General features: G+C 38.7%; 25 protein-coding genes and 1 other RNA gene. 3 read left to right on the top strand and 23 right to left on the bottom strand.

Annotated features, from left to right (window positions below; translation table 11 throughout):
• From B4D49_RS02330 to B4D49_RS02300, 7 genes are all read right to left on the bottom strand, one after another.
• A partial coding sequence (locus B4D49_RS02330) for a glutamate--tRNA ligase family protein (RefSeq protein WP_286783065.1) occupies positions 1-497 on the bottom strand: 497 nt, incomplete at its 3' end.
• A 122-nt stretch (positions 498-619) separates the two neighbouring features.
• Complete coding sequence (locus B4D49_RS02325) at positions 620-1,117, bottom strand: LURP-one-related/scramblase family protein (protein ID WP_199543526.1); 498 nt, start codon at positions 1,115-1,117, stop codon at positions 620-622.
• Positions 1,118-1,191: 74 nt separating this feature from the next.
• A complete protein-coding gene (locus B4D49_RS02320) occupies positions 1,192-2,118 on the bottom strand; it encodes an aldo/keto reductase (RefSeq protein WP_132869764.1) in 927 nt (308 codons plus the stop codon).
• Positions 2,119-2,145: 27 nt separating this feature from the next.
• Entirely contained in the window at positions 2,146-2,643 is a 498-nt protein-coding gene (locus tag B4D49_RS02315) for a beta-class carbonic anhydrase (RefSeq protein ID WP_199543530.1), read from the bottom strand.
• A 132-nt stretch (positions 2,644-2,775) separates the two neighbouring features.
• Positions 2,776-4,137, bottom strand: a complete 1,362-nt coding sequence (gene radA / locus B4D49_RS02310; RefSeq protein WP_199543608.1) for a DNA repair protein RadA — start codon at positions 4,135-4,137, stop codon at positions 2,776-2,778.
• Between the two features lie 39 nt (positions 4,138-4,176).
• Positions 4,177-4,623 carry a dUTP diphosphatase gene (locus B4D49_RS02305; protein WP_074480130.1) on the bottom strand — a complete coding sequence of 149 codons (447 nt, stop codon included), beginning with the start codon at positions 4,621-4,623 and terminating at the stop codon, positions 4,177-4,179.
• Positions 4,624-4,649: 26 nt separating this feature from the next.
• On the bottom strand, positions 4,650-5,417 hold the full coding sequence (locus B4D49_RS02300) for an epoxyqueuosine reductase QueH (protein ID WP_074482378.1): 768 nt from the start codon (positions 5,415-5,417) through the stop codon (positions 4,650-4,652).
• 202 nt (positions 5,418-5,619) lie between these two features.
• Between B4D49_RS02300 and B4D49_RS02295 the strand changes: the two genes are divergently transcribed.
• Both B4D49_RS02295 and galU read left to right on the top strand, forming a co-directional pair.
• Entirely contained in the window at positions 5,620-6,636 is a 1,017-nt protein-coding gene (locus B4D49_RS02295) for an NAD(P)H-dependent glycerol-3-phosphate dehydrogenase (RefSeq protein ID WP_199543532.1), read from the top strand.
• A 65-nt stretch (positions 6,637-6,701) separates the two neighbouring features.
• Positions 6,702-7,616 carry a UTP--glucose-1-phosphate uridylyltransferase GalU gene (gene galU / locus B4D49_RS02290; RefSeq protein ID WP_132869017.1) on the top strand — a complete coding sequence of 305 codons (915 nt, stop codon included), beginning with the start codon at positions 6,702-6,704 and terminating at the stop codon, positions 7,614-7,616.
• A gap of 60 nt (positions 7,617-7,676) precedes the next feature.
• Here galU and B4D49_RS02285 read toward each other — a convergent pair whose 3' ends face one another.
• From B4D49_RS02285 to tgt, 12 genes are all read right to left on the bottom strand, one after another.
• The gene (locus B4D49_RS02285; RefSeq protein ID WP_132869015.1) at positions 7,677-8,348 is read right to left on the bottom strand and encodes a rhomboid family intramembrane serine protease; all 672 of its coding nucleotides are present in this window, start codon (positions 8,346-8,348) and stop codon (positions 7,677-7,679) included.
• On the bottom strand, positions 8,345-8,872 hold the full coding sequence (locus tag B4D49_RS02280) for a 5-formyltetrahydrofolate cyclo-ligase (RefSeq protein WP_132869014.1): 528 nt from the start codon (positions 8,870-8,872) through the stop codon (positions 8,345-8,347). The genes B4D49_RS02285 and B4D49_RS02280 overlap by 4 nt, the downstream gene beginning before the upstream one ends.
• A 281-nt stretch (positions 8,873-9,153) precedes the next feature.
• Positions 9,154-10,287 carry an N-acetyldiaminopimelate deacetylase gene (locus tag B4D49_RS02275; RefSeq protein WP_199543533.1) on the bottom strand — a complete coding sequence of 378 codons (1,134 nt, stop codon included), beginning with the start codon at positions 10,285-10,287 and terminating at the stop codon, positions 9,154-9,156.
• 58 nt (positions 10,288-10,345) lie between these two features.
• Entirely contained in the window at positions 10,346-11,044 is a 699-nt protein-coding gene (dapD, locus tag B4D49_RS02270) for a 2,3,4,5-tetrahydropyridine-2,6-dicarboxylate N-acetyltransferase (protein WP_132870035.1), read from the bottom strand.
• A gap of 204 nt (positions 11,045-11,248) precedes the next feature.
• Positions 11,249-11,845: an immunity protein gene (locus tag B4D49_RS02265; RefSeq protein WP_132869656.1), complete on the bottom strand. Its 597-nt coding sequence runs from the start codon at positions 11,843-11,845 to the stop codon at positions 11,249-11,251.
• A gap of 151 nt (positions 11,846-11,996) precedes the next feature.
• Positions 11,997-13,346: a glucose-6-phosphate isomerase gene (locus B4D49_RS02260; protein WP_074480136.1), complete on the bottom strand. Its 1,350-nt coding sequence runs from the start codon at positions 13,344-13,346 to the stop codon at positions 11,997-11,999.
• Positions 13,347-13,541: 195 nt separating this feature from the next.
• Positions 13,542-13,627: signal recognition particle sRNA small type (ffs, locus tag B4D49_RS02255), an RNA gene on the bottom strand.
• A 31-nt stretch (positions 13,628-13,658) separates the two neighbouring features.
• Positions 13,659-14,165: a tRNA adenosine(34) deaminase TadA gene (gene tadA / locus B4D49_RS02250; RefSeq protein WP_286783064.1), complete on the bottom strand. Its 507-nt coding sequence runs from the start codon at positions 14,163-14,165 to the stop codon at positions 13,659-13,661.
• Positions 14,165-14,941 carry an MBL fold metallo-hydrolase gene (locus B4D49_RS02245; RefSeq protein ID WP_286783063.1) on the bottom strand — a complete coding sequence of 259 codons (777 nt, stop codon included), beginning with the start codon at positions 14,939-14,941 and terminating at the stop codon, positions 14,165-14,167. The genes tadA and B4D49_RS02245 overlap by 1 nt, the downstream gene beginning before the upstream one ends.
• A 73-nt stretch (positions 14,942-15,014) precedes the next feature.
• Positions 15,015-15,545, bottom strand: coding sequence for a biotin transporter BioY (locus tag B4D49_RS02240; RefSeq protein WP_132869660.1), 531 nt, complete (start codon positions 15,543-15,545; stop codon positions 15,015-15,017).
• 3 nt (positions 15,546-15,548) lie between these two features.
• Positions 15,549-15,851: a CHY zinc finger protein gene (locus B4D49_RS02235; protein ID WP_213085472.1), complete on the bottom strand. Its 303-nt coding sequence runs from the start codon at positions 15,849-15,851 to the stop codon at positions 15,549-15,551.
• 132 nt (positions 15,852-15,983) lie between these two features.
• Positions 15,984-17,126, bottom strand: coding sequence for a tRNA guanosine(34) transglycosylase Tgt (gene tgt / locus B4D49_RS02230; protein ID WP_199543550.1), 1,143 nt, complete (start codon positions 17,124-17,126; stop codon positions 15,984-15,986).
• 260 nt (positions 17,127-17,386) lie between these two features.
• Between tgt and B4D49_RS02225 the strand changes: the two genes are divergently transcribed.
• Complete coding sequence (locus tag B4D49_RS02225; protein WP_132869395.1) at positions 17,387-18,142, top strand: DUF975 family protein; 756 nt, start codon at positions 17,387-17,389, stop codon at positions 18,140-18,142.
• 79 nt (positions 18,143-18,221) lie between these two features.
• Here B4D49_RS02225 and perR read toward each other — a convergent pair whose 3' ends face one another.
• The 4 genes from perR to B4D49_RS02205 form a co-directional block, all read right to left on the bottom strand.
• Positions 18,222-18,728, bottom strand: a complete 507-nt coding sequence (perR, locus tag B4D49_RS02220) for a peroxide-responsive transcriptional repressor PerR (protein ID WP_132869396.1) — start codon at positions 18,726-18,728, stop codon at positions 18,222-18,224.
• A 232-nt stretch (positions 18,729-18,960) separates the two neighbouring features.
• The gene (locus B4D49_RS02215) at positions 18,961-19,383 is read right to left on the bottom strand and encodes a CoA-binding protein (RefSeq protein ID WP_132869397.1); all 423 of its coding nucleotides are present in this window, start codon (positions 19,381-19,383) and stop codon (positions 18,961-18,963) included.
• 103 nt (positions 19,384-19,486) lie between these two features.
• Positions 19,487-22,123, bottom strand: coding sequence for a DNA polymerase I (gene polA, locus B4D49_RS02210; protein ID WP_286783062.1), 2,637 nt, complete (start codon positions 22,121-22,123; stop codon positions 19,487-19,489).
• A gap of 270 nt (positions 22,124-22,393) precedes the next feature.
• A complete protein-coding gene (locus tag B4D49_RS02205) occupies positions 22,394-23,338 on the bottom strand; it encodes an AEC family transporter (RefSeq protein ID WP_286783061.1) in 945 nt (314 codons plus the stop codon).
• Between the last annotated feature and the right edge of the window lie 84 nt (positions 23,339-23,422).

Below are 23,422 nucleotides of genomic sequence, written 5' to 3'. Positions count from 1 at the left end.
TAGATACCTGATTCGTTAACAGCCAAACGTACAGTAGGGATGATTCCTTTTGCTTCACGTTCTGCAATATAAGCAGCTTTTTCTTCTTCAGACATACCAAGGAATTCGTTGATGTAACGAGGTGTTTCACCAGCAGCTTCTTGGCGTTCACGTTCTGCAGCTAGTTCTTCTTCAGTAACGTATGATTTATAAGCTTTACCTTCAGCCAACAATTGGTCAATGTATTTTTGGTAGATGTCCAAACGTTCTGATTGGCGATATTTTTCGTGAGTTTGTGGGCTTTCGTCCCAATCCATTCCCAACCATTTCAGGTTTTCCAATTGTGAACGTTCACCGTCTTCGACATGACGTTTACGGTCAGTATCTTCGATACGGATTACAAAATCACCACCATGGTGACGAGCGTAAAGATAATTAAAGAGCGCTGTACGCGCATTTCCGATGTGTAAAAGTCCTGTTGGACTTGGTGCATAACGCACGCGAATTTTCTTAGGCATTTTCGTCTCCTGTTAAATTTCAATCGTTTCTATTATAGCACAATCTTGAGTATTGGAACAAAAAATTCAGCTGAAAAACAGCTGAATTCCTTCTTATATTTGAGATTTTGATCAATCGGGTTTTAACTTGATGCTGCGCTGCCTGCACTCGATTCTTTTTCCTTCACATAATCAATAGCAATCACTAAAGAAATGACCAAATCTGAAAGGGAATCGTCGTAAATTTCTACTTGATAGGTTGAAGGAAATCTAAACCATTGTTGGCGAATATTAGCCACTTCGCGTCCTTGATTAAGCAAGCTAAAATTCATATTCCAGATATCACCTGACACCTCTAGTCCAAAATCAGAGATATCATATTTAGCTTTTAATAACGAAAAACGTCTTTGAATCGTGATTTCCTTACCATCTGCAAAAGTCACCGTAAAACGCTGGAAAGGAAAACTGAAACCTTGTTTGATATGACTGACGGTTTTGCCTTGACTATCAGAAATCGTAAATTCTTTAAATAATTTTAACAAGGACCCTTGAACATGATAGGCTAGCTGCTTATCTTCATCAAAAATATCAAACTTTCCAGCTAGTGACCATAACTTTTGTTTGATTTCAAATCTTCGCATAACCTTTCCCCTTATTTCTCTACCTACAACCCTTTTAAGCAATTCAGATCAAAAATTATCCACAAGTTTAGTTACTATGGCAAATCATTTCCTGCAGCCAAGTAAATCTCATACCACTCTTTTCGTGTCAATACAAACTCTGTAGCCTTAGCTGCCTCTGCCACTCGTACTGCCTTAGTGGTTCCGATAACAGCTTGCATTTGAGCAGGATAACGCAAGACCCAAGCAATAGCAATCGCTGATGGTGTCACTTGATATTTTTCTGCCAAACGTTCCAAAACGCGATTCAATTCTGGGTATTTTTCAGAACCCAAGAAAACACCACCAAAATAATCGAACTGAAGCACTGACCAGGCTTGAATAACTACATCGTTTAAGCGACAATATTCAAAAATACTACTATCACGAACAATACCTGCTTCTTGATTCATATTAACATGAAAACCAGCATTAAAACCTGGGCTAAAAGCTGCGCTCAATTGCAATTGATTAGCTACCAAAGGTTGCTTAACATCCTTTTTAATCAATTCCATCATCATCGGATTCTGATTCGATACTCCAAAATCGATAACCTTGCCTTGTGCCTTTAACAGATTAAAAGCCTCTGCTATTTCTTCAGGTTCCATCAGAGCATCTGGACGATGAAGCAATAGTGAATCAATGTAATCAATATTAAGACGCTCCAAAATGCCATCTACAGCTTTAAGGATATGTTCTTTTGAAAAATCAAAGTACGTAAACTCCTCCATTCGAATGCCACATTTTGATTGAATCCACATTTTTTCACGCAAATCTGGGCGTCGTTTCAAAACTTCTCCAAGAATACGTTCACATTCCCCATGCCCGTAACAATCTGCAATATCAAAGGCATTAATTCCAACTGCTAAAGCTGATTCAATTAATGCTTCAACTTGATCAACTGTCATTTCTGAAATACGCATTAATCCCAAAACAACCTCTGAAATTTCTGTCTGGCGTTCACCAAATTTGATATATCTCATCATTTCCTCTTTTCTCTAAATCCAAAATTACATGCTAACCTCTGTAATGCGACCAGTATCCACATCATAAACAGCACCAGAAATCACAATATCATCAGGAATCAAAGGAGAATTACGCAATTTTGTAATATCCTCTCGAACGCTTTCTTCAACATCAGAAAAGGGCAAAAAGTCTTTTCCATGCACCTCTACTCCTAGATCACGCGCTAACTGCTCTGCAAAGCCTTCATTACTAAGTCCCTGCATGCCACAATCCGTATGGTGCAAAACAACAATCTCGCGTGTACCAAGTTGCTGCTCTGAAATCACCAATGAACGAATGGTATCATCTGTCACGCGCCCGCCTGCGTTCCGCAAAATATGAGCATCACCAAGCGCCAAACCCAGCGCATGCGCCACATGCAGACGTGAATCCATACAAGTAACAATAGCAACATGCGTTTTAGGTTTCTGAGGCAAATGCGCCGTTCCATGTAAGTCTGCATATGCTTGATTTGTTTTTAAAAATTTTTCAAAATAAGACATTCAAATTTCTCCTTAAGAGTCGCTCATGATAGCGTTTTTCTCATCTTATCATTTTTAGTTTTGCTTGTCGCCTAAAAAGACTTCTACTCCACAATACAAAAAAACTGAGACTTACATCTCAGTTTTTCTTCATTAGCCAAATACTTTTTTGAGTACTTCACCAACAGTTGTCACACCAATGACTTGAATATTATCTGGAATATCAATACCTGATAGAGAATTCTTTGGTGCGTAAACTTTGGTAAAGCCAAGTTTTGCCGCTTCGTTGATACGTTGTTCAATACGTGTCACACGACGAATTTCACCAGTCAAGCCAATTTCACCGATAAACGCTTCTTGAGGATTAGTTGGCTTTTCTTTGTAACTTGAGGCAATAGCCACCGCAACAGCCAAATCAATCGCTGGTTCATCAAGCTTAACACCACCAGCTGACTTAAGATAAGCATCTTGGTTCTGCAAAAGAAGCCCACAACGTTTTTCAAGAACCGCCATAATAAGACTAACACGGTTAAAATCAAGTCCCGTTGTCGTACGTTTGGCATTTCCAAAAACAGTCGGTGTCACCAAAGCTTGAACTTCCGCCAAAATTGGACGACTGCCTTCCATGGTTACCACGATAGCTGAACCAGTCGCACCATCCAAACGTTCTTCTAAGAAGACCTGACTTGGATTGAGCACTTCGACTAGACCACCAGATTGCATTTCAAAAATGCCGATTTCATTAGTTGAACCGAAACGGTTTTTCACCGCACGTAAAATACGGAAGGTATGATGACGTTCCCCTTCAAAGTAAAGAACTGTGTCCACCATGTGTTCAAGCATACGAGGACCCGCAAGCTGCCCTTCCTTTGTCACATGACCAACGATAAAGGTTGCGATATTATTGGTCTTAGCCAATTGCATAAGCTCTGCTGTTACTTCACGCACTTGAGATACCGAACCTTGGACTCCTGAAATATCAGGGCTCATAATGGTTTGAATCGAGTCAATAATCAAGAAATCAGGTTGAATTTGCTCGATTTGTGCGCGAATGGCTTGCATATTTGTCTCAGCATAAAGGTAGAATTCATTGTCAATGTCGCCAAGACGCTCACTACGTAATTTAATCTGCTCAGCTGATTCTTCACCAGACACATAAAGAACAGTTCCTTTGTCTGCTAACTGAATCGAAACTTGCAAAAGAAGCGTTGATTTTCCGATACCTGGGTCACCACCAATAAGCACCAAACTACCTGGCACGACGCCGCCACCAAGCACTCGGTTAAATTCATCCATATCAGTCTTGGTACGTGAATAGTTAATCGAGCTAACATCCTTCAACTTGGTTGGCTTACTCTTTTCACCCATCAAACTAACACGCGCATTTTTAACCTCTTGCACTTCAACTTCTTCAACAAAAGACGTCCAAGACGAACAGTTCGGACAACGCCCTAAATATTTCGGAGAATGATAGCCACACTCCTGACAAATAAACGTTGTTTTTTTCTTAGCGATAGCTCATTACCTCCTTGCTTAGTTTCTTACCTTAAGGCCTTATTTTCCTGTTGACCCAAATCCGCCAGTACGTACGCCGTCTGCTTCGTCACCATCAGCAACCAAGAAAGGCATGAAAACACCTTGAACAATGCGTTCGCCAGCTTCAACGACGACAGTTTCATCTGTGATATTTTTCATTTGCGCAAAGATATGTCCTTCATTTGCGGGATTGCCATAATAATCACCGTCAATGACACCAACTGAATTAATCAAAACCAAACCTTTTTTACGTGGATTTGATGAGCGGTCAAAAAGATAAAGCACTTCGCCAGCTTGCATATAAGCTTTGACACCAGTTGGCACCAATTTAATCTCACCAGGTGCGATTTCTGTTGTGACAGCCGCTTTCAAATCATAACCAGCCGCATGTGCTGTTTCACGTTTTGGTAGCAATGTTTCATCTGTGAATTGTGAAACCAATTCAAACCCTCTAATTTTGCTCATTTTGTCTCCTTAATTATCTATTCGTATTAAATTTCTTTTCCTTCAAAGGTAAAGCGAATGTGTGGGAATTCTTTTTCACCATCTTTTCCAACCATAAATTCCTTAGCTTCTTTTTTGATTTGATTTAAATCAACACCTTGGATTTTTGCTGCAAAGACACAGCCACAATAACATTGACGGTAGATATCATATTCTTCACACATTTCAACTGAACGGCGGTAGCCATTGTTTTTCTTGAAATCACTTGGCAAATATTTAGTCGCATAAACTTTTTGGACTTCAATACCAACACTGTTGATGACTTGAGAATTTTTGTGTGGACTGATTGTTAGTGCACTGGCAAAGTAATCATATCCAAGCTCAACTGCCATTTTAGCAGCTTTATCCAAACGATAATCAAAGCAAACCGTACAACGTTCTCCACCTTCAGGTTCATCCTCTAAGCCATGAACCTTTTGGAAATATTCTGATGGGTCATATGGTGCCTCAATGAAATCAACAGTATTGCCTGTTTTTTCATTAAATTCTGAGATGAACTTTTGCACCACATAAGCACGACGAAGATATTCATCTTTAGGGTGAATATTTGAATTAGCAAAATAAACCGTCACATCAGCATATTGCGTTAAATATTCTAAAGTATATGTCGAACACGGTGCACAACAAACGTGGACAAGAATTTTAGGCCTTACTTCTTCTTGCGCCCAACGCTTTGCCATTTGTTGCATGACACGGTCGTAGTTGATTTTTTGATTGGGATTCATCTTAGACAGAATCTCTTCTAAATCAATCACCTGATAAGTCTTCCTTTCCTATTCCTGTTAAGTCATTTCATTATACCACAAGTTATTTTACAAAAACATATCGACGTTTTTCTACAATATAGCTTCCATAAAAATATGACAAAACTCACCTTTTCTAATAAACAAAGACAAACAGACTGCTCTTATGATATAATGGAAAATGTAATCTTGCTCGTTTAAGAGAGGAGTAAAAATGACAAGACAAAAAGTTGCTGTCTTAGGGCCTGGTTCTTGGGGAACCGCTCTTGCACAAGTATTAAACGACAATGGACATGAAGTTTGTCTATGGGGAAATATCCCAGAACAAATCGAAGAATTAAATACGAAACACACAAATACTCGCTACTTCAAAGATATCACTATCTCTGAAGACATCAAAGCGACACTTGATTTAAAAGAAGCACTTACAGATGTTGATGCTATCTTGTTTGTTGTTCCAACAAAAGTAACACGTTTGGTTGCAAAACAAGTCGCTGAAACACTTGACCACAAAGCTGTTATCATGCACGCTTCTAAAGGTCTTGAACCTGGAACACACGAACGTCTTTCAACAATTCTTGAGGAAGAAATTCCTGCTGAATTGCGCTCTGAAATCGTCGTTGTCTCTGGACCAAGCCATGCTGAAGAAACAATTGTTCGAGATATTACTTTGATCACTGCTGCTTCAAAAGATCACGAAGCTGCTAAATACGTTCAAAAACTCTTTAGTAACAATTATTTCCGTCTCTACACTAATACTGACATCATCGGTGTAGAAACAGCTGGTGCCCTAAAAAACATCATCGCTGTTGGAGCTGGTGCCCTTCACGGTCTTGGTTTTGGTGACAACGCTAAGGCTGCTGTCATCACACGTGGCCTTGCTGAAATTACGCGCCTTGGGGTTAAATTGGGAGCTAACCCTCTCACTTACAGCGGACTTTCTGGTGTCGGAGACCTTATCGTAACAGGAACATCTGTTCACTCTCGTAACTGGCGAGCTGGTGATGCTCTTGGTCGCGGTGAAAAACTCGAAGATATCGAGAAAAACATGGGCATGGTTATCGAAGGGATTTCAACAACTAAAGTTGCTTATGAGCTAGCCAAAGAATTGGATGTTTACATGCCAATCACAAGTGCTATCTACAAAGTCATCTACGAAGGTGCTGACGTTCGTGATAGCATTCTTGGCATGATGTCAAATGACTTCCGTTCAGAAAACGAATGGCACTAAAATTAAAATTATAATATAATTTAATTCAGCATAGTTTATTTATGAAAAGGAGTTCTCGTATGAGTATGAGAAAAGTTAGAAAAGCCGTTATTCCCGCTGCTGGTCTTGGAACACGTTTCTTGCCAGCTACAAAAGCACTCGCTAAAGAGATGCTTCCAATTGTTGATAAACCAACCATCCAATTTATCGTCGAAGAAGCCTTGAAATCAGGTATTGAAGATATCTTGGTTGTTACTGGTAAATCAAAACGTTCTATCGAAGACCACTTTGACTCAAACTTCGAATTAGAATACAATTTGGAACACAAAGGGAAAACTGATCTTCTTAAACTCGTTAATGACACTACAGCCATTAATCTTCACTTCATCCGTCAAAGTCACCCTCGTGGACTTGGTGATGCTGTCCTTCAAGCTAAAGCTTTTGTAGGCAACGAACCATTCGTCGTTATGCTAGGTGATGACCTTATGGATATCAACAACGATAAAGCTGTTCCACTTACAAAACAATTGATTAACGATTATGAAAACACACACGCATCAACAATTGCTGTTATGCCTGTACCACACGAAGAAGTTTCATCTTATGGTGTTATCGCACCTCAAGGCGAAGGAAAAGACGGACTTTACAGTGTTGAAACATTCGTTGAAAAACCAGCACCTGAAGATGCACCTAGTGATCTTGCTATTATCGGTCGCTACCTTCTTACTCCAGAAATCTTCAATATTCTTGAAACTCAAAAACCTGGAGCTGGTAATGAAATCCAATTGACAGATGCTATCGATACTTTAAACAAAACACAGCGTGTTTTTGCGCGTCAATTTAACGGTGATCGCTATGATGTCGGTGATAAATTCGGCTTCATGAAAACTTCTATTGACTATGCCCTTGAACACCCACAAATCAAAGATAATATGAAACAATATCTTATCGAATTGGGAAAAAAATTAGAAGCTGAATCAACTAAAAAAGAAACTAAATAATATGCTATAACATAAAAAAGTTCCTCTAGACACTGTCTAGAGGAACTTTTTATTATAACTTTAATGTAAAGCCAAGACAATCAAGAAAAGACTTAAGCCAACGTAAGCCGCTGCCGCCAACCAACGTTGCCATGGTTTAAACATACCTTTCTCCACAAGCGTTGGTAAAAAGATGGCACATAAGACACCCCCCACAAGACCACCAATATGACCAGCAATCCCAATACTTGGAGTAAATAAATTAAAAATCAAATTCACAATAATCAAAGCTTGATAATTTCTACCAAGTTCTTTCAAATAAGGATTTCTTCCAAAATACCCAGCAACCATAATCGCCGCAAAAACACCGAAAAGCGATGTTGAAGCCCCCGCAGCAATCACGTTTGGCGTAAAGAAAAGCGTAAAGATATTCCCAACAATCCCTGATAAAACATACAAAGCTAAAAACTTATGATGTCCCCAAATTTGCTCTGCCAATTGTCCGACAAAATAAAGCGTCAACATATTAAAGAAAAAATGTTCCCATCCAATGTGCACAAAAATCGGAGTTACCAAACGCCATAATTGGCTTGGAAATAGGCTAACATAAGCTCCACACATTCCACCAGCATTAAAAATCGCTTGGTTGGATGTGGCATTTCCAAAATAAATTACCTGCATGGCTATAAAAACCAAAGTCGTTAGAGCCAGCAAAAAAATCGTCACTGGACTTTTTTTAATAACGTTTTTCATCGACTAAATACCTCCATAACAGCGACATCATGACTGTCTGGCTGAAACTCTACTTTCTGACACTCATAAATCGTACTGATTGTTTTGCCTTTATAATCCACTAAATACCTGTCATAATAGCCAGCTCCATATCCAATTCGAAAACCATCTTGGTTAAAAACAACGCCTGGCACATGAATCAAATCGATTTCTGACTTATCCACAGCTTTGTCACAAGCAGGTTCCCACAAGCCAAATGATGTTTTCACCAAGTTATCCACATCATAGAGACAAAAAATCATTTTGCCGTGTGGGTAAGTCTTTGGTACTAAAATGGTTTTGCCATCTTTTTGAGCTTGTTTAATCAATAATTCGGTATTGTACTCAAAATCAAAAGCTAAATAAGTGGCAATAGTATCCGCTTTTTGATAAGCAGAAGATGCTAGCAACTCATCTAATAAAGCCTTATCTTTCAAGGCTTTTTCTTTTCTATCTTGATGTTTTAAATGAGCAATGATACTCTTTCGTAAGGGTACTTTTTCCATGCTTTTATGATAACACAAAACCGAGATTTTACTCAGCAAAAACCTTAAAATTTACTTTAAGGTTTCTTTAAGGTTTCTCCGATATACTGTATCTATCCTAAATAGCGGTTCTCCCAAACCGCTGGGAATTGGCTCTTTTGGAGTTATTCCCTTTTCATAAATCTCCTGGACATGATTGAAAAATCATGTCCTTCCCTTTTTAAGCCGCTAGCTCCCAATAGCGGCTTTTTTTATTTTTCAAATACAAAAAAAGGTAGCAAGACTAAAAACTTGCTACCTTTTTAATGACTTGCTTTTTCTTTCAAGAAAGCTGAAATTTCACTAACCGCAAACGGAAGAGCTGCTTCATTTGGACTCATCTTAGGATGGTGAAGAGCGTAAGGTGTTTCAACTCCTAACCAGAACATCACTCCTGGAATTTTATTTAACAAATACCCAAAATCTTCTCCAGTCATAGCTGGCAAACAATCAATCAAATGAACCGCTTCTCTGTTTCTAAAGAAATCCATAAGTTCACTTGCTAGTTCAGGATTATTTTCTACAGGTAAATAACCACCCTGCTTAAGGTTTACATCAACTTCCATACCAAAACTTGCTGCCACTCCTTGGGCTATCTCTGTTACACGTTTTTGAATTAAGAGACTCATCTCCTGCGTTAACGTTCGGATAGTCCCGTGCAACTGCGCGGTTTCAGCAATAACATTATTAGTAGTTCCAGAATGGAAAGACCCAAAAGTGACAACACCACCTTGAATAGGATCAACATTTCGGCTGACGATTGTCTGTACCTGAGTGACAAAATAGGACGCCGCAACCAAGGCATCGTTAGCTTCGTGTGGAAAAGCTGCATGTCCGCCTTTTCCTTTAAACGTCACCAAAACTTCACAAGTCCCTGCAAATAAAGTTGAGGTATTTGTCGCGATATCACCAACTTTAAAATCAGGTCTCACATGAAGCCCATAAAATTCATCTGGCTTCCAATCTCCAAAAGCATTATCTTGATACATCAGCATGCCACCAGCCTCATTTTCCTCAGCTGGTTGGAAAAGGAAAAGAAGATTATTTTTAGGCTGTACTTGTACCAATTCATTTAACAAACCAAGAGCAACTGTCATGTGCATATCATGACCACAAGCATGCATACGTCCTTCATGTTGACTAGAAAATGGTAGACCCGTCTCTTCAATCACTGGCAAGGCATCGATATCTGTGCGCCAGCCAATGGTCTTCTGAGGAGCTGAACCTTTTAAAAAGACCAAAATACCAGTTCGCCAAGTACGTTGTTCAACAAAATTTTTTCCAGCTGTGATTTCTGCAATACGGTCTAAAAGGTAAGCTTGAGTTTTAAATTCCTCCAAACCAATCTCAGGAATCTGATGCAAATCACGACGAATTTTAATTAAATCTAAAGTCATATTGTTTCCTTTATTTTTTAAAAGCTTGAGAGAATTTCCCAAGCCTTTATATCTCTTATTATAAATTACGCAAAGCGTCTTCAAGCGCTGTTTTTTGTTGTGTTTTGGCATCAATTTCTTTAATGACACGTGCAGGAACGCCTGCTACCACAACATTTTCTGGAACATCTTTAGTGACAATAGCTCCCGCTGCTACGACAGAACCATTACCAACTTGAACACCTTCGATAACCACGGCATTAGCACCAACAAGAACATTGTCACCGATGCGAACTGGTTCAGCTGAAGCTGGCTCGATAACACCTGCAAGAACAGCACCAGCACCAATGTGACTGTTTTTACCAACAATAGCACGTCCACCAAGAACAGCACCCATATCAATCATTGTCCCAGCACCGATTTCAGCACCGATATTGATAACTGCTCCCATCATAACAACGGCATTGTCACCGATAGTCACTTGGTCACGAATAATCGCACCTGGTTCAATACGAGCATTAATATGGCGTTTATCAAGAAGTGGCACTGCTGAATTACGACCATCTTGCTCAACAACATAGTCTTTGTTTTCAGTCAAATTAGCCAAAAGTGGTTCAACATCTTTCCAGTCACCAAAAAGCACATTGCCAAGTTTTAGGACGTTTTCTGGAACTGCTGCAGCCAATTCACCTTCAAATGTCACCTTAACATTTGTCTTTTTCTCCGCATTCCCAATAAACGCAATAATCTCTTGAGCCGTCATTTTTTGTGCAGTCATATTTAAGATACCAAGAGTGTTAAATAGCAGAAATTCGCCTTTTCTAATACTTTAGCTTGGGGTAATAAAAACCACTCCCTTGCCAAACACTCTATTCCTTCCATTCAAAGTTAGTTAATTGTATACTATTATAACAAATATTCAGAAAATTTGGAAAGAATTTTTATTAAAAAATCACTCAGCAAAAACTGAGTGATTAGTTTATTATTGAATATCTAACTTAACAACTGCTGGTTCAGCTGTAAATGAGAAACTTGGTTCTACTTCGACTTCGATATCACCACTACCGTTAACGCCGAAATATTGGACAGCACCTTCAAAACTACGTCCTTTTGAAATAGAATCTAAAGTTCCACCATTTGGATAAGTATCCATTTTTTTACCATTCACATATAATTCCAAATCATCACCTAAGACATAATCATCATCTGATAGATTATTAACGTTATAAGTAACTTTCAGAACTTTTTCTGGATTAGTATCAGCAAATTCATTACGTTCATCAGACCATTCAGCACCAGTAATAGTGATTTCCGCTTCATCTTTAAAGGTAATAACATCACCTACTTTATAAGTCTTCCCTTTATCCTGTGAACTTTCTTTTGTTGATGAAACAGCTGATGTACTTTCACTTTTTGCACTTGAACTAGCACTTGTGTCTTTTGAATCGCTATCACCACCCATGTTGGCAAATACTCCAATAAGTACAACTGCTGCTAATACAATAAACCATGCACGTTTATAAAAAGGCTTCTTTTCAACGTACACTTTACCATCTTCGGCTTTGATTTTTTTAGCCATCTTTCCTTCTCCATTTTCCTTAAAATTTCCTCAATCATTATATATATATATATTGTCAATAGGTTTCAGAAATTTTTTTGATAAATTTGGGGGAAATTTTCGCACACAAAAAAGCTTCCTTTCGGAAGCTTTCTATCTGTGTATTGATGAATTAAAGACGTGCGTTCAATTCAGCTGACAAGTCTTCAAATCCTGGTTTACCAAGAAGAGCAAACATGTTTTTCTTGTATGCTTCTACACCTGGTTGGTTGAATGGGTTAACAGCGTTAAGGTAACCTGAAAGACCGATAGCCAACTCGAAGAAGTAGATTGTGTAACCAAGAGTGAATTCATCTTGTTGAGGAAGTGTCAAGAACATGTTAGGTACACCACCGTCAGTGTGAGCAAGAAGTACACCATCAGTTGCTTTTTTGTTTACGAAGTCAACATCTTTACCTTGAAGGTATCCAAGACCATCAAGATCTTCTGACAATTCAGGGATAACAACGTTTTTACGTGGTTTATCAACACGAACAACTGTTTCGAAGATGTTACGGTAACCTTCTTGGATAAATTGACCAAGTGAGTGAAGGTCAGTTGAGAAGTTAGCAGATGTTGGGTAGATACCTTTTTGGTGTTTACCTTCTGATTCACCAGCTAATTGTTTCCACCATTCACCAAAGTATTGAAGTGATGGTTCGTAGTTAGCCAAGATTTCAGTGATGTAACCTTTACGGTAAAGTACATTACGAACTGCAGCGTATTGGTAAGCGATGTTTTCTGAGATTTCAGCAGAAGTTAATTCTTTACGAGCAGCGTTAGCACCGTTCATAAGAGCTTCGATATCGATACCAGCAGCAGCGATTGGAAGAAGACCTACAGCAGTCAATACTGAGAAACGTCCACCAACGTTATCTGGAACAACAAATGTTTCCCAATCGTTAGCAACAGCTTCAACTTTAACAGCACCTTTAGCTTTATCAGTTGTAGCGTAAATACGTTTGTTAGCTTCTTCTTGACCGTATTTTTCAACTAGAAGTTCTTTGAAGACACGGAAAGCGATAGCTGGTTCAGTTGTAGTACCTGATTTAGAAATGATGTTAACTGAGAAATCTTTGTCTTTAACGTATTCAACAAGGTCTGCAAGGTAAGTTGAAGAAATTGAGTTACCAGCGTAAAGGATTTGTGGACCTTTACGATCTGCAGATGCTTGAAGGTTGTAGAAGTGATTGCTCAAGAAATCGATAGCAGCACGTGCTCCAAGGTAAGAACCACCGATACCGATAACGACAAGAACTTCGCTGTCTGATTGGATTTTAGCAGCAGCTTTTTGGATACGAGCAAATTCTTCTTTGTCGTAGTTTTCAGGAAGGTCTACCCAACCAAGGAAATCAGAACCAGGTCCTGTACCTTTACGCAAATATTCGTCAGCAACGTTGACTTGTGTTTGCATGAAGTCGATTTCTTCTTGTTCGACGAATTGACCCAACAATTTTGAATAGTCAAATTTAATATGTGTCATTACAATACTCCTCAAAAAATTAAATTTCTCTTCTATATTACTCTTTTATGCACTTTTTTTCAATCATTTTTGCTAAATAATCCTATAAAATAAAGCGTTTCATGGACTTTTTCTAACTTACTGAAAACTTTCATGAAACAATCATTCAAGCATGAAAAACTCCGCTTTTTTTGCATGATTTCAAGCATTTTAAAGAATAAAAAAGAGCACACACCTACAATCGCTTAGGGCTGCTGGATTCCTCCCCTGACCCGCTTCACGCGCAGATGTTGCTCCAAAGAATATTATATCATAAATTTTTGATTATGCAAATTAGCACTGTCCTTTAGCAGCACGCTTGGCAGCCTTCTTTTTCTCACGATTTTGACGGAAAAAATCTTGCATGATTCCAGCGCACTCTGCTTCAAGAATGCCAGTCTCCACCTCAACACGATGATTGAGGCGAGTATCAGTCAAGATGTCATACAAACTACCTGCACCGCCAAATTTTTGATTAGCCGCCCCGTAAATCACTTGCGGAATACGGGCAAGCCCAATAGCTCCGCTACACATGACACAAGGTTCAATGGTAACAAATAAAGTACTCTCAAGCAAACGCCAGTTACCTTCATTCTCATTGGCTTCGTTGATAGCCATAATTTCAGCATGTAAGATTGCTTTTTGCTGTTCTTCGCGCGCGTTGTGCCCGCGTCCAATAATCTCACCATCTTTGACGATAACACAGCCAATAGGAATCTCACCCTTTTCCAATGACTTCCTAGCTTCCTTGAGCGCTTCACCCATGAAATATTCTTTTTCTTCCTGTGTAAATTCAGCCATTAGAGCTCTCCAAGTTGCCATGATTTGTGTGGTTCAGCCAAACCAACAGGAACACCTTCAGCATAAATTTGTGCTTCTTCTTTAAGAACTTGAAGATGATTTTTAGCATCAATACCTTGTGGAGGTACTGGTGGTGTATGTGTCAAAACGAGTGATTTAACACCTGCAGCTTTAGCAATTTGTCCAGCTTCTTTTGTTGTCAAATGTGCTGGGTGATTTTCATTACCAGCATAAAGATAAACATCTGCTAAAAAGAGATCTGCGCCTGCGGCGAATTGTTCCAAATCAGCAAAGTAACCAGTGTCACCAGTAAAGACAAGTGTCTGACCTATAGCACGTTCTACAATTCGAAAAGCGTAACAAGGAACGGGATGAACAGTCTTAATAAAGGTAATATCAAATGGACCAATATGCTCAACACCAGAGACATTATAGGCTTTCCCTTCAGAGACACCAGGCAAAGTTAATTTGGCAAATTCGACTTCATCTTCAGTGTGTCCGTAAATCGGCAATACTTTTGGTGTCCATAGATGTTTTGGATAAAGTTGGAAATAATGACGCAAGACACCTAAATCAGCAATGTGATCAGGGTGATAATGTGAAATAATCACCGCATCCAAATCAAGTGGATTGATTTCTTTTTCTAGCTCCGTAACGGCACGACTTCCGCAATCCATAAGTAATTGAAAACCATCTTCACTCGTAACGAGATAAGAGGTTGTTCCGCCATCTTTATAAGGGTATGCACCCCAGCAACCAAGTGTTGTGAGTTTCATAAGCGACTCCTTCTCTATTTATACTTACTCACATTATAACAGAAATAGACGCTTTTTTAAAAAGACTGTTCTCTTATGCCAAGCCTAATTTATCTTTAAATTTATAAGCAATAGTACTAGCAACCACAGCTTTAATTGTATCCCCAGGAATAAAAGCAAGATTTGATAAAAGCGATGTCACTAAAGGCATGTGCATGTAAACAGAGAGATAAATAGCTCCTGCCACATCAACAAACAAAACTCCACCAAGTAAAATCGCAACTAAATAACTGATAAATGATGTATTTTTAAAACCCTCCAAAACCAAATTAACTAAAATTGGCACGAAAAACCAAGCAATGACATAACCAGCTGTTGGTCCAGCCAAAACGGCAAATAGAGTTCCTCCTGAGAAAGCTGGTAAAAGCATTCCTAAAAGGAAAAATAAAAGAATTGATAAACTCCCCTTCTTCCAACCTAACAAAACTCCTGCTAACATGACTCCCAAATTCTGCAAAACAATTGGAACAGGAATAAATCCCAGTGGAATGGCTGGAATGAAGCCCAAAATAACCAAAATAGTTGCCATCATGGCAATGTAAAGTAAATCCCTGACGTTTTTCATAACCTACTCCTTTGAAAAATAAATAGTCTCATGTAACTGACACTTTGGATTAAAGGCATGGTGACAATAAGGGCAAAACCCTTTTTTATACTCCGTAAAAGTTAACGTATGACGACAACTGCCACAAAGCACAGGTGCATCATCGTCTACCGAAACAGGCTCAAAAGGGTGATCTCGCAACTGGTCATGACACTGATAACAAGCAAAATATTCCTGACACTTGCCACACTTCAAAGCAACAACGTCACGTTCTGTGTGATAATGTTGGCATCTTCCCTCACTATCAAGATCAATTCCATAAATCATTATAATCACCAACCTTTTAACAAAGTTTACTACTTCATTTTATTTTAGTCAACTATTTTTTATATATAGGTTAACACTTTTTGAGATTCAAGAAAAAAAGCCTGAAACAATCGTTTCAAGCTTCATAATATATTAGAAATTACGGTCACTCTTATTGTAGCCATAACGTTCAAAGAAATCTTCACGGAATTCCAAAAGATTATCATCCATGATTGCTTGACGAACTTTTTTCATCAAGTTTACAAGGAAGTAAAGGTTATGGTAACTTGTCAAACGAAGACCAAAGGTTTCATCAGCTTTGAGAAGATGACGAATATAAGCACGTGTGTAATTACGACATGTGTAGCAATCACAATCATGATCAAGCGGTGTGAAATCTTCGGCATAAGCTGCATTTTTAACCACTAAACGTCCTTCACTTGTCATACATGTTCCGTTACGAGCGATACGTGTTGGAAGCACGCAGTCAAACATGTCGACACCACGGATAACACCATCAATCAAGCTATCTGGTGCACCAACCCCCATAAGGTAACGTGGTTTATTTTCTGGCAACATTGGCACTGTGAAATCAAGCACCGCATTCATTTCTTTGTGTGATTCACCAACAGCTAATCCACCGATTGAATATCCCGGGAAATCCATGCTGACCAAGTCACTAGCTGATTGGCGACGAAGGTCTTTGAAACCAGCACCTTGCACGATACCAAAAAGCCCTTGGTCATGTGGACGACGATGTGCTTTCAAGCCACGTTCAGCCCAACGACTTGTACGTTCGATTGATTTTTTAACGTAATCATACGGTTGGTAGAATTGAGGGCATTCATCAAAGCTCATCATAATATCTGAACCAAGGTTATTTTGGATCGAGATAGCTTTTTCTGGTGACAAGAACATTTTTTGACCATTAAGGTGGTTTTTAAAAGTAACCCCTTCTTCGGTAATGTTACGTGTTTCAGCCAATGAATAAACTTGGAAACCACCACTATCTGTTAAGATGGCTTGATCCCAGTTCATGAATTTGTGAAGACCACCAGCACGAGCAATGAGCTCATCTCCTGGACGTAACCAAAGGTGATAAGTATTTGATAGGATAATTCCTGAACCCATTTCTTTAAGTTCTTCTGGTGATTGTGTTTTAACTGTTGCTTGTGTCCCAACTGGCATGAACATTGGTGTCGGGAAAGTCCCGTGTGGCGTGATGATTTCACCCAGACGAGCTCCAGTGTGTTTTTCTTTTTTAATTAAACGATATTTAATCGGATAATCTGTCATTTTTTTCTCCTAGCTACCACAAAAAACAGTTGTGGGCATTTTTGATATTGTCATGATTAGAAGTAATCAGACAGAGAACGAATCTAATATCCAGACTCTACTATGTATTGCTTTTAAAAAGCGCAACCTTTACGATTTTACCAGAAATCACATTATTTGTCATGTTTATATGTTTTCGTGTGACTTATCTAATACAATATGTTATAATGGAGACGTGGAAGTATTTACATTTTAAGGAATTTTTAAAGGAGGTCTATATTATGAAAGCTTCAGAAACTCGACAAAAAGCTAGAGAATTTCTAAAAACTCTCTCTGGCAAGTATCAATTGTTTATTGTTTCTATCATCTTGGCGATTTTAACTATTTCAGTGACTTATCGTGAATCAATTTATTCTTACAATGGCACTGAAATTAGCGTCACGCAATCTGTTCCAAGTATCATCGGAATCCTATCAGCGCTTTTCCTTGCTTCAGCAAGCTTTGCAGTTCTTGATGTAATGCGTCACAAAGCTGATCACGTTGAAGTTGGCGATAACATGCGCGTCTTCTCAAACGAATTGTTCGGTAAATACGTCGTAACCGCAATTGTTAAATGGGTATTCCTCTTCTTGTGGTCATTAATCGCTATCGCTGGTATTATCATTCTTTCTGCTGGGGTTATGTTTGCTGCTACAGATGATTCTGCTGCAGGCTGGGTTATTGTCCTTATCGGCTTTATCGTGATGATTGCAGGTTTTGTCCTTGCAATTATGAAAGAATATGCATACAGCATGACAACTTACGTTCTTTATGACGATGTCACAAATGGTACTTATGAAGGTCCTCGTAGCGTTATCGCTAAAAGTACTAAATTAATGGATGGAAATAAATGGCGCTACTTCTGTCTACAATTCAGCTTCATTGGTTGGATTATTTTGACTGCTCTAACATGTGGTCTACTTCACTTCTATACTTTGCCATATATAACAACCGCTAACCTCTTCTTCTACGAAGATTTACGAGAAAAAGCTGAATAATAAAAAGCTACAGTTTTACTGGAGCTTTTTTGTACCCTGATATTCAACCAAAAAGAAGATGTTTCTCACATCTTCTTTTTTAATCTTCTTTATGTTCTTCTCGATAAGCCATGAAAGGTTCTCCTGCTGCTTTAAGCTTTTCTTGGCATTTTGGACAAATCCCGTAAGCAGTCAGCTGAACCTTGGTAATCATGTAGCCTGTTTGTTCATAAGCTTCTTTTCCAATATCAATAGCATCGACATCCATAAAGTCTGCAATATCACCACAATATTTACAAACAATGTTGATATGCTGGTGTCCCATGAAATCATAGTAAGTTGTTGGGTCGTTAGTCACTTTTAACTCAGCAACAAACCCTTCTTTAACCAAGATTTTCATGTTATTGTAAACTGTTGCCAAACTCATATTAGGATGTTCAGGCAACAAGTCCTTATAAATCTTTTCAGCACTTGGGTGCTCATGACTATTTATGATATAAGCGATAATGGCCTTACGAGTCTCCGTAATGCGAATGTGCTTCCTTTTGAGATGCTCGATAACATTTTCATAGGCATCCAAAGGACGGTGATGGGTATGAATGTCCATTATGGCTCTCCTATTCTATAGATTAAAGTCATTATAACATAGTTTAACTGTTACTCGTATCGACATGCTCATTCATTTTATTATAAAAATCTGACGATTTCAAGTTTTCAAAGTAAAAGTCTCTTATTTTTTCTAAAAAACGCTTAAAAACTGGTTTTTAGAGCATGAAAAAATGAGAAAACTCTTTCTTGAAAAGTCATCTCATTTTCACTAGTATTTTCAAAGAATTATTTTATAACCCTTGGTACTCAATCTTAATACACTTGTTCATGACGATTTTATCACGTCCAGCAGCCTCCAATATATCTGCAGCTTCTTGACTTTCTAAGCCCAATTGCGCCCAGAAAACATCAGCATCCGTTTTGATAAAGTCTTTGGCAACTTCTGGTAGGAAATCACTTCGTCTGAAAACATCCACAATATCAATATGGACAGGAACATCTTGAAGCGAAGCATAGACAGTTTCACCAAGAACCTTTTGACCCGCAAGGCGAGGATTGACCGGAATAATGGTGTATCCTGCTTCTTGCATAATCTTTGAAACGCCATATGCTGGGCTATTTTCACGGTAAGACAAGCCGACAACTGCAATGGTTTTAGCATTTTTAAGATAAGATGCAATCACATCTTGGCTAGGATTTTGAAATGATGTCATTTAGCTGCCTCCTTTTATTGCGTTTTTCTTAGTATAGCAAATCATTGATTTTCTGCCTAGCAAAAAGGAAATGACTGTATCAGCCACTTCCTTTTCATTTTTTCTATTTTGCTTCGTACCATGTTTGGCCTGCACTTTCGTCTGCCACAAGTGGGACTGAAAGTTCAATGGCTGATTCCATGGTTTCTTTGACTAATTTTTCAATAGCTTCTAGCTCGTCTTTTGGTACTTCAAGGATAATTTCATCGTGCACTTGTAGAAGCATTTTGGTCTTGAACCCACCATCAACAAGAGCTTTATCAAGGTTAATCATAGCGATTTTGAGAATATCAGCTGCGCTACCTTGAATTGGTGAGTTGATGGCTGTACGCTCTGCAAATTGACGTACGTTGAAATTGCGAGCATTGATATCTGGCAATTCGCGACGACGGTGGAAGAGCGTTTCAACATAGCCTTTATCTTTGGCATCACGCACCACGCGCTCCATGTAGTCTTTAATACCTGGGTAGCGTTCGAAGTAAGTCTCAATGTATTGTTTTGCCACTTTACGTGGAATACCCAGATTGTTAGCAAGACCGTAATCAGAAATTCCGTAAACAATACCGAAGTTAACAGCTTTGGCGTTACGACGGTCATTTGGTGTGACGTCTTCAGCTTTTTCGATACCAAAGACACGCATAGCTGTTGAGGTATGAATATCTGCTCCTTCACGGAAAGCCGCAATCAAGTGTTCATCATTTGAAATATGAGCTAGCACGCGTAACTCAATTTGTGAGTAGTCAGAGCTCAAAAGCAATTCGTCTTCTGTTTCTGGGACAAATGCCTTACGAATTAAGCGACCTTGTTCCAAACGAACTGGAATGTTTTGCAAGTTAGGATCAACACTAGACAAGCGCCCTGTTTGCGTCAAATCTTGCAAATAACGCGTATGAATTTTGCCATCTTTCAAGATAAAATCTTGCAAACCAACGATGTAAGTTGATTGAAGTTTAGCGATTTGACGGTATTCCAAAATCTTAGACACGATTGGTGAGATTGGGGCCAAGCGTTCCAAGACATCTACTGCTGTTGAATAGCCTGTCTTAGTTTTCTTAGTGTAGCTTGTTGGCAATTGCATCTTGTCAAAAAGCAATTCTCCCAATTGTTTTGGTGAATTAATGTTAAATTCCATGCCAGCAAGGTCATAGATTTCTTGTGTCAATTCATCAATAACAGCTTGGTTGGCTTTTTCCATGTCTTGCAGCGTTTCTTTCTTAACCGAAATACCAGCGATTTCCATCTTAGCAAGAACGTTTGCAAGAGGTTGTTCCATGTCAAAAAGAAGGCTTGCTTGTTGATGCTCTGTCAACTTGTCTAGCATGGCTTTTTCAGAGTGGTTCAAAACGACAATCTTACGAGCCAAGTGGCTAAGAAGCACTGCTTTGTCTGGCACGGCGCGTTTAGCCCCTTTACCATAAACCGCTTCATCGCTATCAAGAACATACTCTGTATAAAGACGAGCAATCGTTGATAATTCATTGTCATCCACGGTTGACAAGAGGTATTTCGCTAAGCGGCTGTCAAAAGCTGGCGCAGGCAAATCAATGCCTAAATGACTGAGAAGCACTTTGCTGCGTTTGAAATCATAAGTCTTGATTGGTTTAGCTAGCGCTGCTTTGAACAAATCGTCCTTAAGCAACTCAAGGTTTGTTGAGGCATAGATTGCCTTGTCATTTCCCCAAGCAAAACCAATGATGTTTTCAATATGATAATTATCACCTACAATTTCAAAATAGAAAAATTGGTCATCGGTAAACATATCAGCGCTTAAGCTGTCCACTTCAGTGTAGGCAACGTCAAATTTTTCTTGTTTCTTAGTAGCACCAAGATTGTCTTTAAACTGTTTGAAGCCCATTTCATCATAAAATGGCACAAGTTTTTCTAAGTCTGGTCCGCTGTAATTAATATCATCTAAGCCAATCGCAATCGGCGCTGTGATGTTAATTGTCGCCAAGGTCTTAGATAAGAAAGCTTGCTCTTTATCATTAATCAAGTTTTCTTTCATTTTAGATTTCTTCATGCCGTCGATGTTTTCGTAAACACCTTCAAGGCTTCCGTACTCTAAGAGAAGTTTTAGACCTGTTTTTTCACCAACTTTTGTAACACCAGGTATATTATCTGATTTATCTCCCATAAGAGCTTTGAGGTCAATGAATTGTTTTGGTGTGATTCCCATTTTTTCCATGAGGTAAGCTGGGGTGAATTCTTCAAACTCAGCCACACCTTTTTTAGAAATTTCAACAGTTGTGTTGTTATCCGCCAATTGGATAAGGTCTTTATCTCCACTGACGATTGTAACATCATACTCATCTTCGTTTTCAGCTAATTTATCAAGCGTTCCGATGATGTCATCAGCTTCATAGTTTTCCAACTCATACCAGTTGATACCCAATGCTGTTAACATTTCACGGATGTATGGCAACTGCTCACGGAATTCATCTGGTGTTTTAGCACGACCAGCTTTGTAATCTTTGTACATTTCCGTACGGAAAGTTGTCTTTCCAGCATCAAAAGCCACCAATACATGCGTTGGCTGAACTCTTTCTAATAAATGATTGAGCATAAGGTGAAAACCGTAGATAGCATTGGTATGAAGACCTGCTCGGTTCTTAAAGCGATCAATCTGATTGTAGAGTGCAAAAAAGGCACGATAAGCAACGGATGAACCGTCAATCAATAATAATTTTTTCTTGTTTTCCATGGCTTTATTATAACACATCTTGAGCATGCATTTTAACTTAAAAGGTGCTCAAAAAACGATAAAAATAATCCTTTCTATTAAGATTTATTTAAGCCAGTGCTCTTATACTGTAATCATTCCTAAAACTTTCACAGCTAGCTTTGCTAGCTCGTATCCATCCACTTCTCCCAGAGACTGGATGAATGTATCTTTTTCATAATCTCCTTAAAGTCTAGCTCTGCTAGGCTTTTTGTATTAAAAAACACTTCCGTACTTGGAAGTGCTCAAAATTTATAAACCATTTAATAACAGCATTAAAAGTGGAGCCACAATGATGGTCAAAATAGTTGATTCAGTCACCATAATGGCTGCATAATCACTATCTGCCCCATAAAGCTTAGCCACAACAGGTGCATTGGTCATAACAGGCATGGCTGATTGAATGATAAAGACTTCTTTCATCAGCTGTGGCATTTGGGTCTGCTTCACGATAAGCATCATCAAAAGCGGAGCAATCACAAAACGACCAACTAAAACCAAGACATTGTCTTTTGTAAAACGCAAGCGTGACAGCCCTGCATTTGCCACTGAAATCCCAATAAAAATCATTGATAAGGGGATAGTCAAGTTCCCCAAATATTGAAAATCGCTGAGTAAAAAGGCTGGCAAGTGAATGTTCAAAAGAACTAAAATCACCCCAACAATAAAGCCTAACAATGGTGGCGAGAAAATTTTCTTCAAGGTACCACGGAAATCAAGAGTCACCTCTTTACGACCATCTTTTTGAATCAAATAAGTTCCGATAGTCCAAAAGAAAGTCGTATTACACATATAATAAACCAAAACATAGGGAATACTTTTATCACCAAAAAGCGCTTGATTGATTGGAAGACCAACAAAAATCGTATTCGAATTAAAGAACATGGAAACAAACAAACCTTGATGTTTTTTATCAATCAAGAATAAGTGTGCCACTGCCACAGCAATTGCTAATAAAATCACCATAGACAATGCTGGAAAACGCAGTTGCGGCAGCATCTCTAACAGTTCCTTTGCCGTAAAACGACCGACAATGGTTGAAATCATATAACATGGCAGAGCCACCTGAGTCACTAACTTAGCAATCAAATTTGATGATTTATCATCAAACCAACCTTTTTTAGCCAAGACATAGCCAACCATGACCATGATGAGAATAATCAGAACACCTGAAAAACTAGTCACAAACCTTGTCATTGCTTACTTCCTTTTCATCTTTTAGTTTCAGTATAGCATATTTTTACCGCTTTCTTAACCTCTAGAACAAATATTCAAAAAAAG

Source organism: Streptococcus sp. UBA4344 (assembly GCF_002393675.1).
Lineage (GTDB): Bacteria > Bacillota > Bacilli > Lactobacillales > Streptococcaceae > Streptococcus > Streptococcus vicugnae.
This window is presented reverse-complemented; position numbering and strand designations above follow the sequence as displayed.

What these genes read in the sequence shown, in the direction of transcription:
- B4D49_RS02325 (WP_199543526.1), bottom strand. Translation starts at nt 1,117, where the DNA reads ATGCGAAGATTTGAAATCAAACAAAAGTTATGGTCACTAGCTGGAAAG.
- B4D49_RS02320 (WP_132869764.1), bottom strand. Translation starts at nt 2,118, where the DNA reads ATGAGATATATCAAATTTGGTGAACGCCAGACAGAAATTTCAGAGGTT.
- B4D49_RS02315 (WP_199543530.1), bottom strand. Translation starts at nt 2,643, where the DNA reads ATGTCTTATTTTGAAAAATTTTTAAAAACAAATCAAGCATATGCAGAC.
- B4D49_RS02305 (WP_074480130.1), bottom strand. Translation starts at nt 4,623, where the DNA reads ATGAGCAAAATTAGAGGGTTTGAATTGGTTTCACAATTCACAGATGAA.
- B4D49_RS02295 (WP_199543532.1), top strand. Translation starts at nt 5,620, where the DNA reads ATGACAAGACAAAAAGTTGCTGTCTTAGGGCCTGGTTCTTGGGGAACC.
- galU (WP_132869017.1), top strand. Translation starts at nt 6,702, where the DNA reads ATGAGAAAAGTTAGAAAAGCCGTTATTCCCGCTGCTGGTCTTGGAACA.
- B4D49_RS02285 (WP_132869015.1), bottom strand. Translation starts at nt 8,348, where the DNA reads ATGAAAAACGTTATTAAAAAAAGTCCAGTGACGATTTTTTTGCTGGCT.
- B4D49_RS02280 (WP_132869014.1), bottom strand. Translation starts at nt 8,872, where the DNA reads ATGGAAAAAGTACCCTTACGAAAGAGTATCATTGCTCATTTAAAACAT.
- B4D49_RS02275 (WP_199543533.1), bottom strand. Translation starts at nt 10,287, where the DNA reads ATGACTTTAGATTTAATTAAAATTCGTCGTGATTTGCATCAGATTCCT.
- dapD (WP_132870035.1), bottom strand. Translation starts at nt 11,044, where the DNA reads ATGACTGCACAAAAAATGACGGCTCAAGAGATTATTGCGTTTATTGGG.
- B4D49_RS02265 (WP_132869656.1), bottom strand. Translation starts at nt 11,845, where the DNA reads ATGGCTAAAAAAATCAAAGCCGAAGATGGTAAAGTGTACGTTGAAAAG.
- B4D49_RS02260 (WP_074480136.1), bottom strand. Translation starts at nt 13,346, where the DNA reads ATGACACATATTAAATTTGACTATTCAAAATTGTTGGGTCAATTCGTC.
- tadA (WP_286783064.1), bottom strand. Translation starts at nt 14,165, where the DNA reads ATGGCTGAATTTACACAGGAAGAAAAAGAATATTTCATGGGTGAAGCG.
- B4D49_RS02245 (WP_286783063.1), bottom strand. Translation starts at nt 14,941, where the DNA reads ATGAAACTCACAACACTTGGTTGCTGGGGTGCATACCCTTATAAAGAT.
- B4D49_RS02240 (WP_132869660.1), bottom strand. Translation starts at nt 15,545, where the DNA reads ATGAAAAACGTCAGGGATTTACTTTACATTGCCATGATGGCAACTATT.
- B4D49_RS02235 (WP_213085472.1), bottom strand. Translation starts at nt 15,851, where the DNA reads ATGATTTATGGAATTGATCTTGATAGTGAGGGAAGATGCCAACATTAT.
- tgt (WP_199543550.1), bottom strand. Translation starts at nt 17,126, where the DNA reads ATGACAGATTATCCGATTAAATATCGTTTAATTAAAAAAGAAAAACAC.
- B4D49_RS02225 (WP_132869395.1), top strand. Translation starts at nt 17,387, where the DNA reads ATGAAAGCTTCAGAAACTCGACAAAAAGCTAGAGAATTTCTAAAAACT.
- perR (WP_132869396.1), bottom strand. Translation starts at nt 18,728, where the DNA reads ATGGACATTCATACCCATCACCGTCCTTTGGATGCCTATGAAAATGTT.
- B4D49_RS02215 (WP_132869397.1), bottom strand. Translation starts at nt 19,383, where the DNA reads ATGACATCATTTCAAAATCCTAGCCAAGATGTGATTGCATCTTATCTT.
- polA (WP_286783062.1), bottom strand. Translation starts at nt 22,123, where the DNA reads ATGGAAAACAAGAAAAAATTATTATTGATTGACGGTTCATCCGTTGCT.
- B4D49_RS02205 (WP_286783061.1), bottom strand. Translation starts at nt 23,338, where the DNA reads ATGACAAGGTTTGTGACTAGTTTTTCAGGTGTTCTGATTATTCTCATC.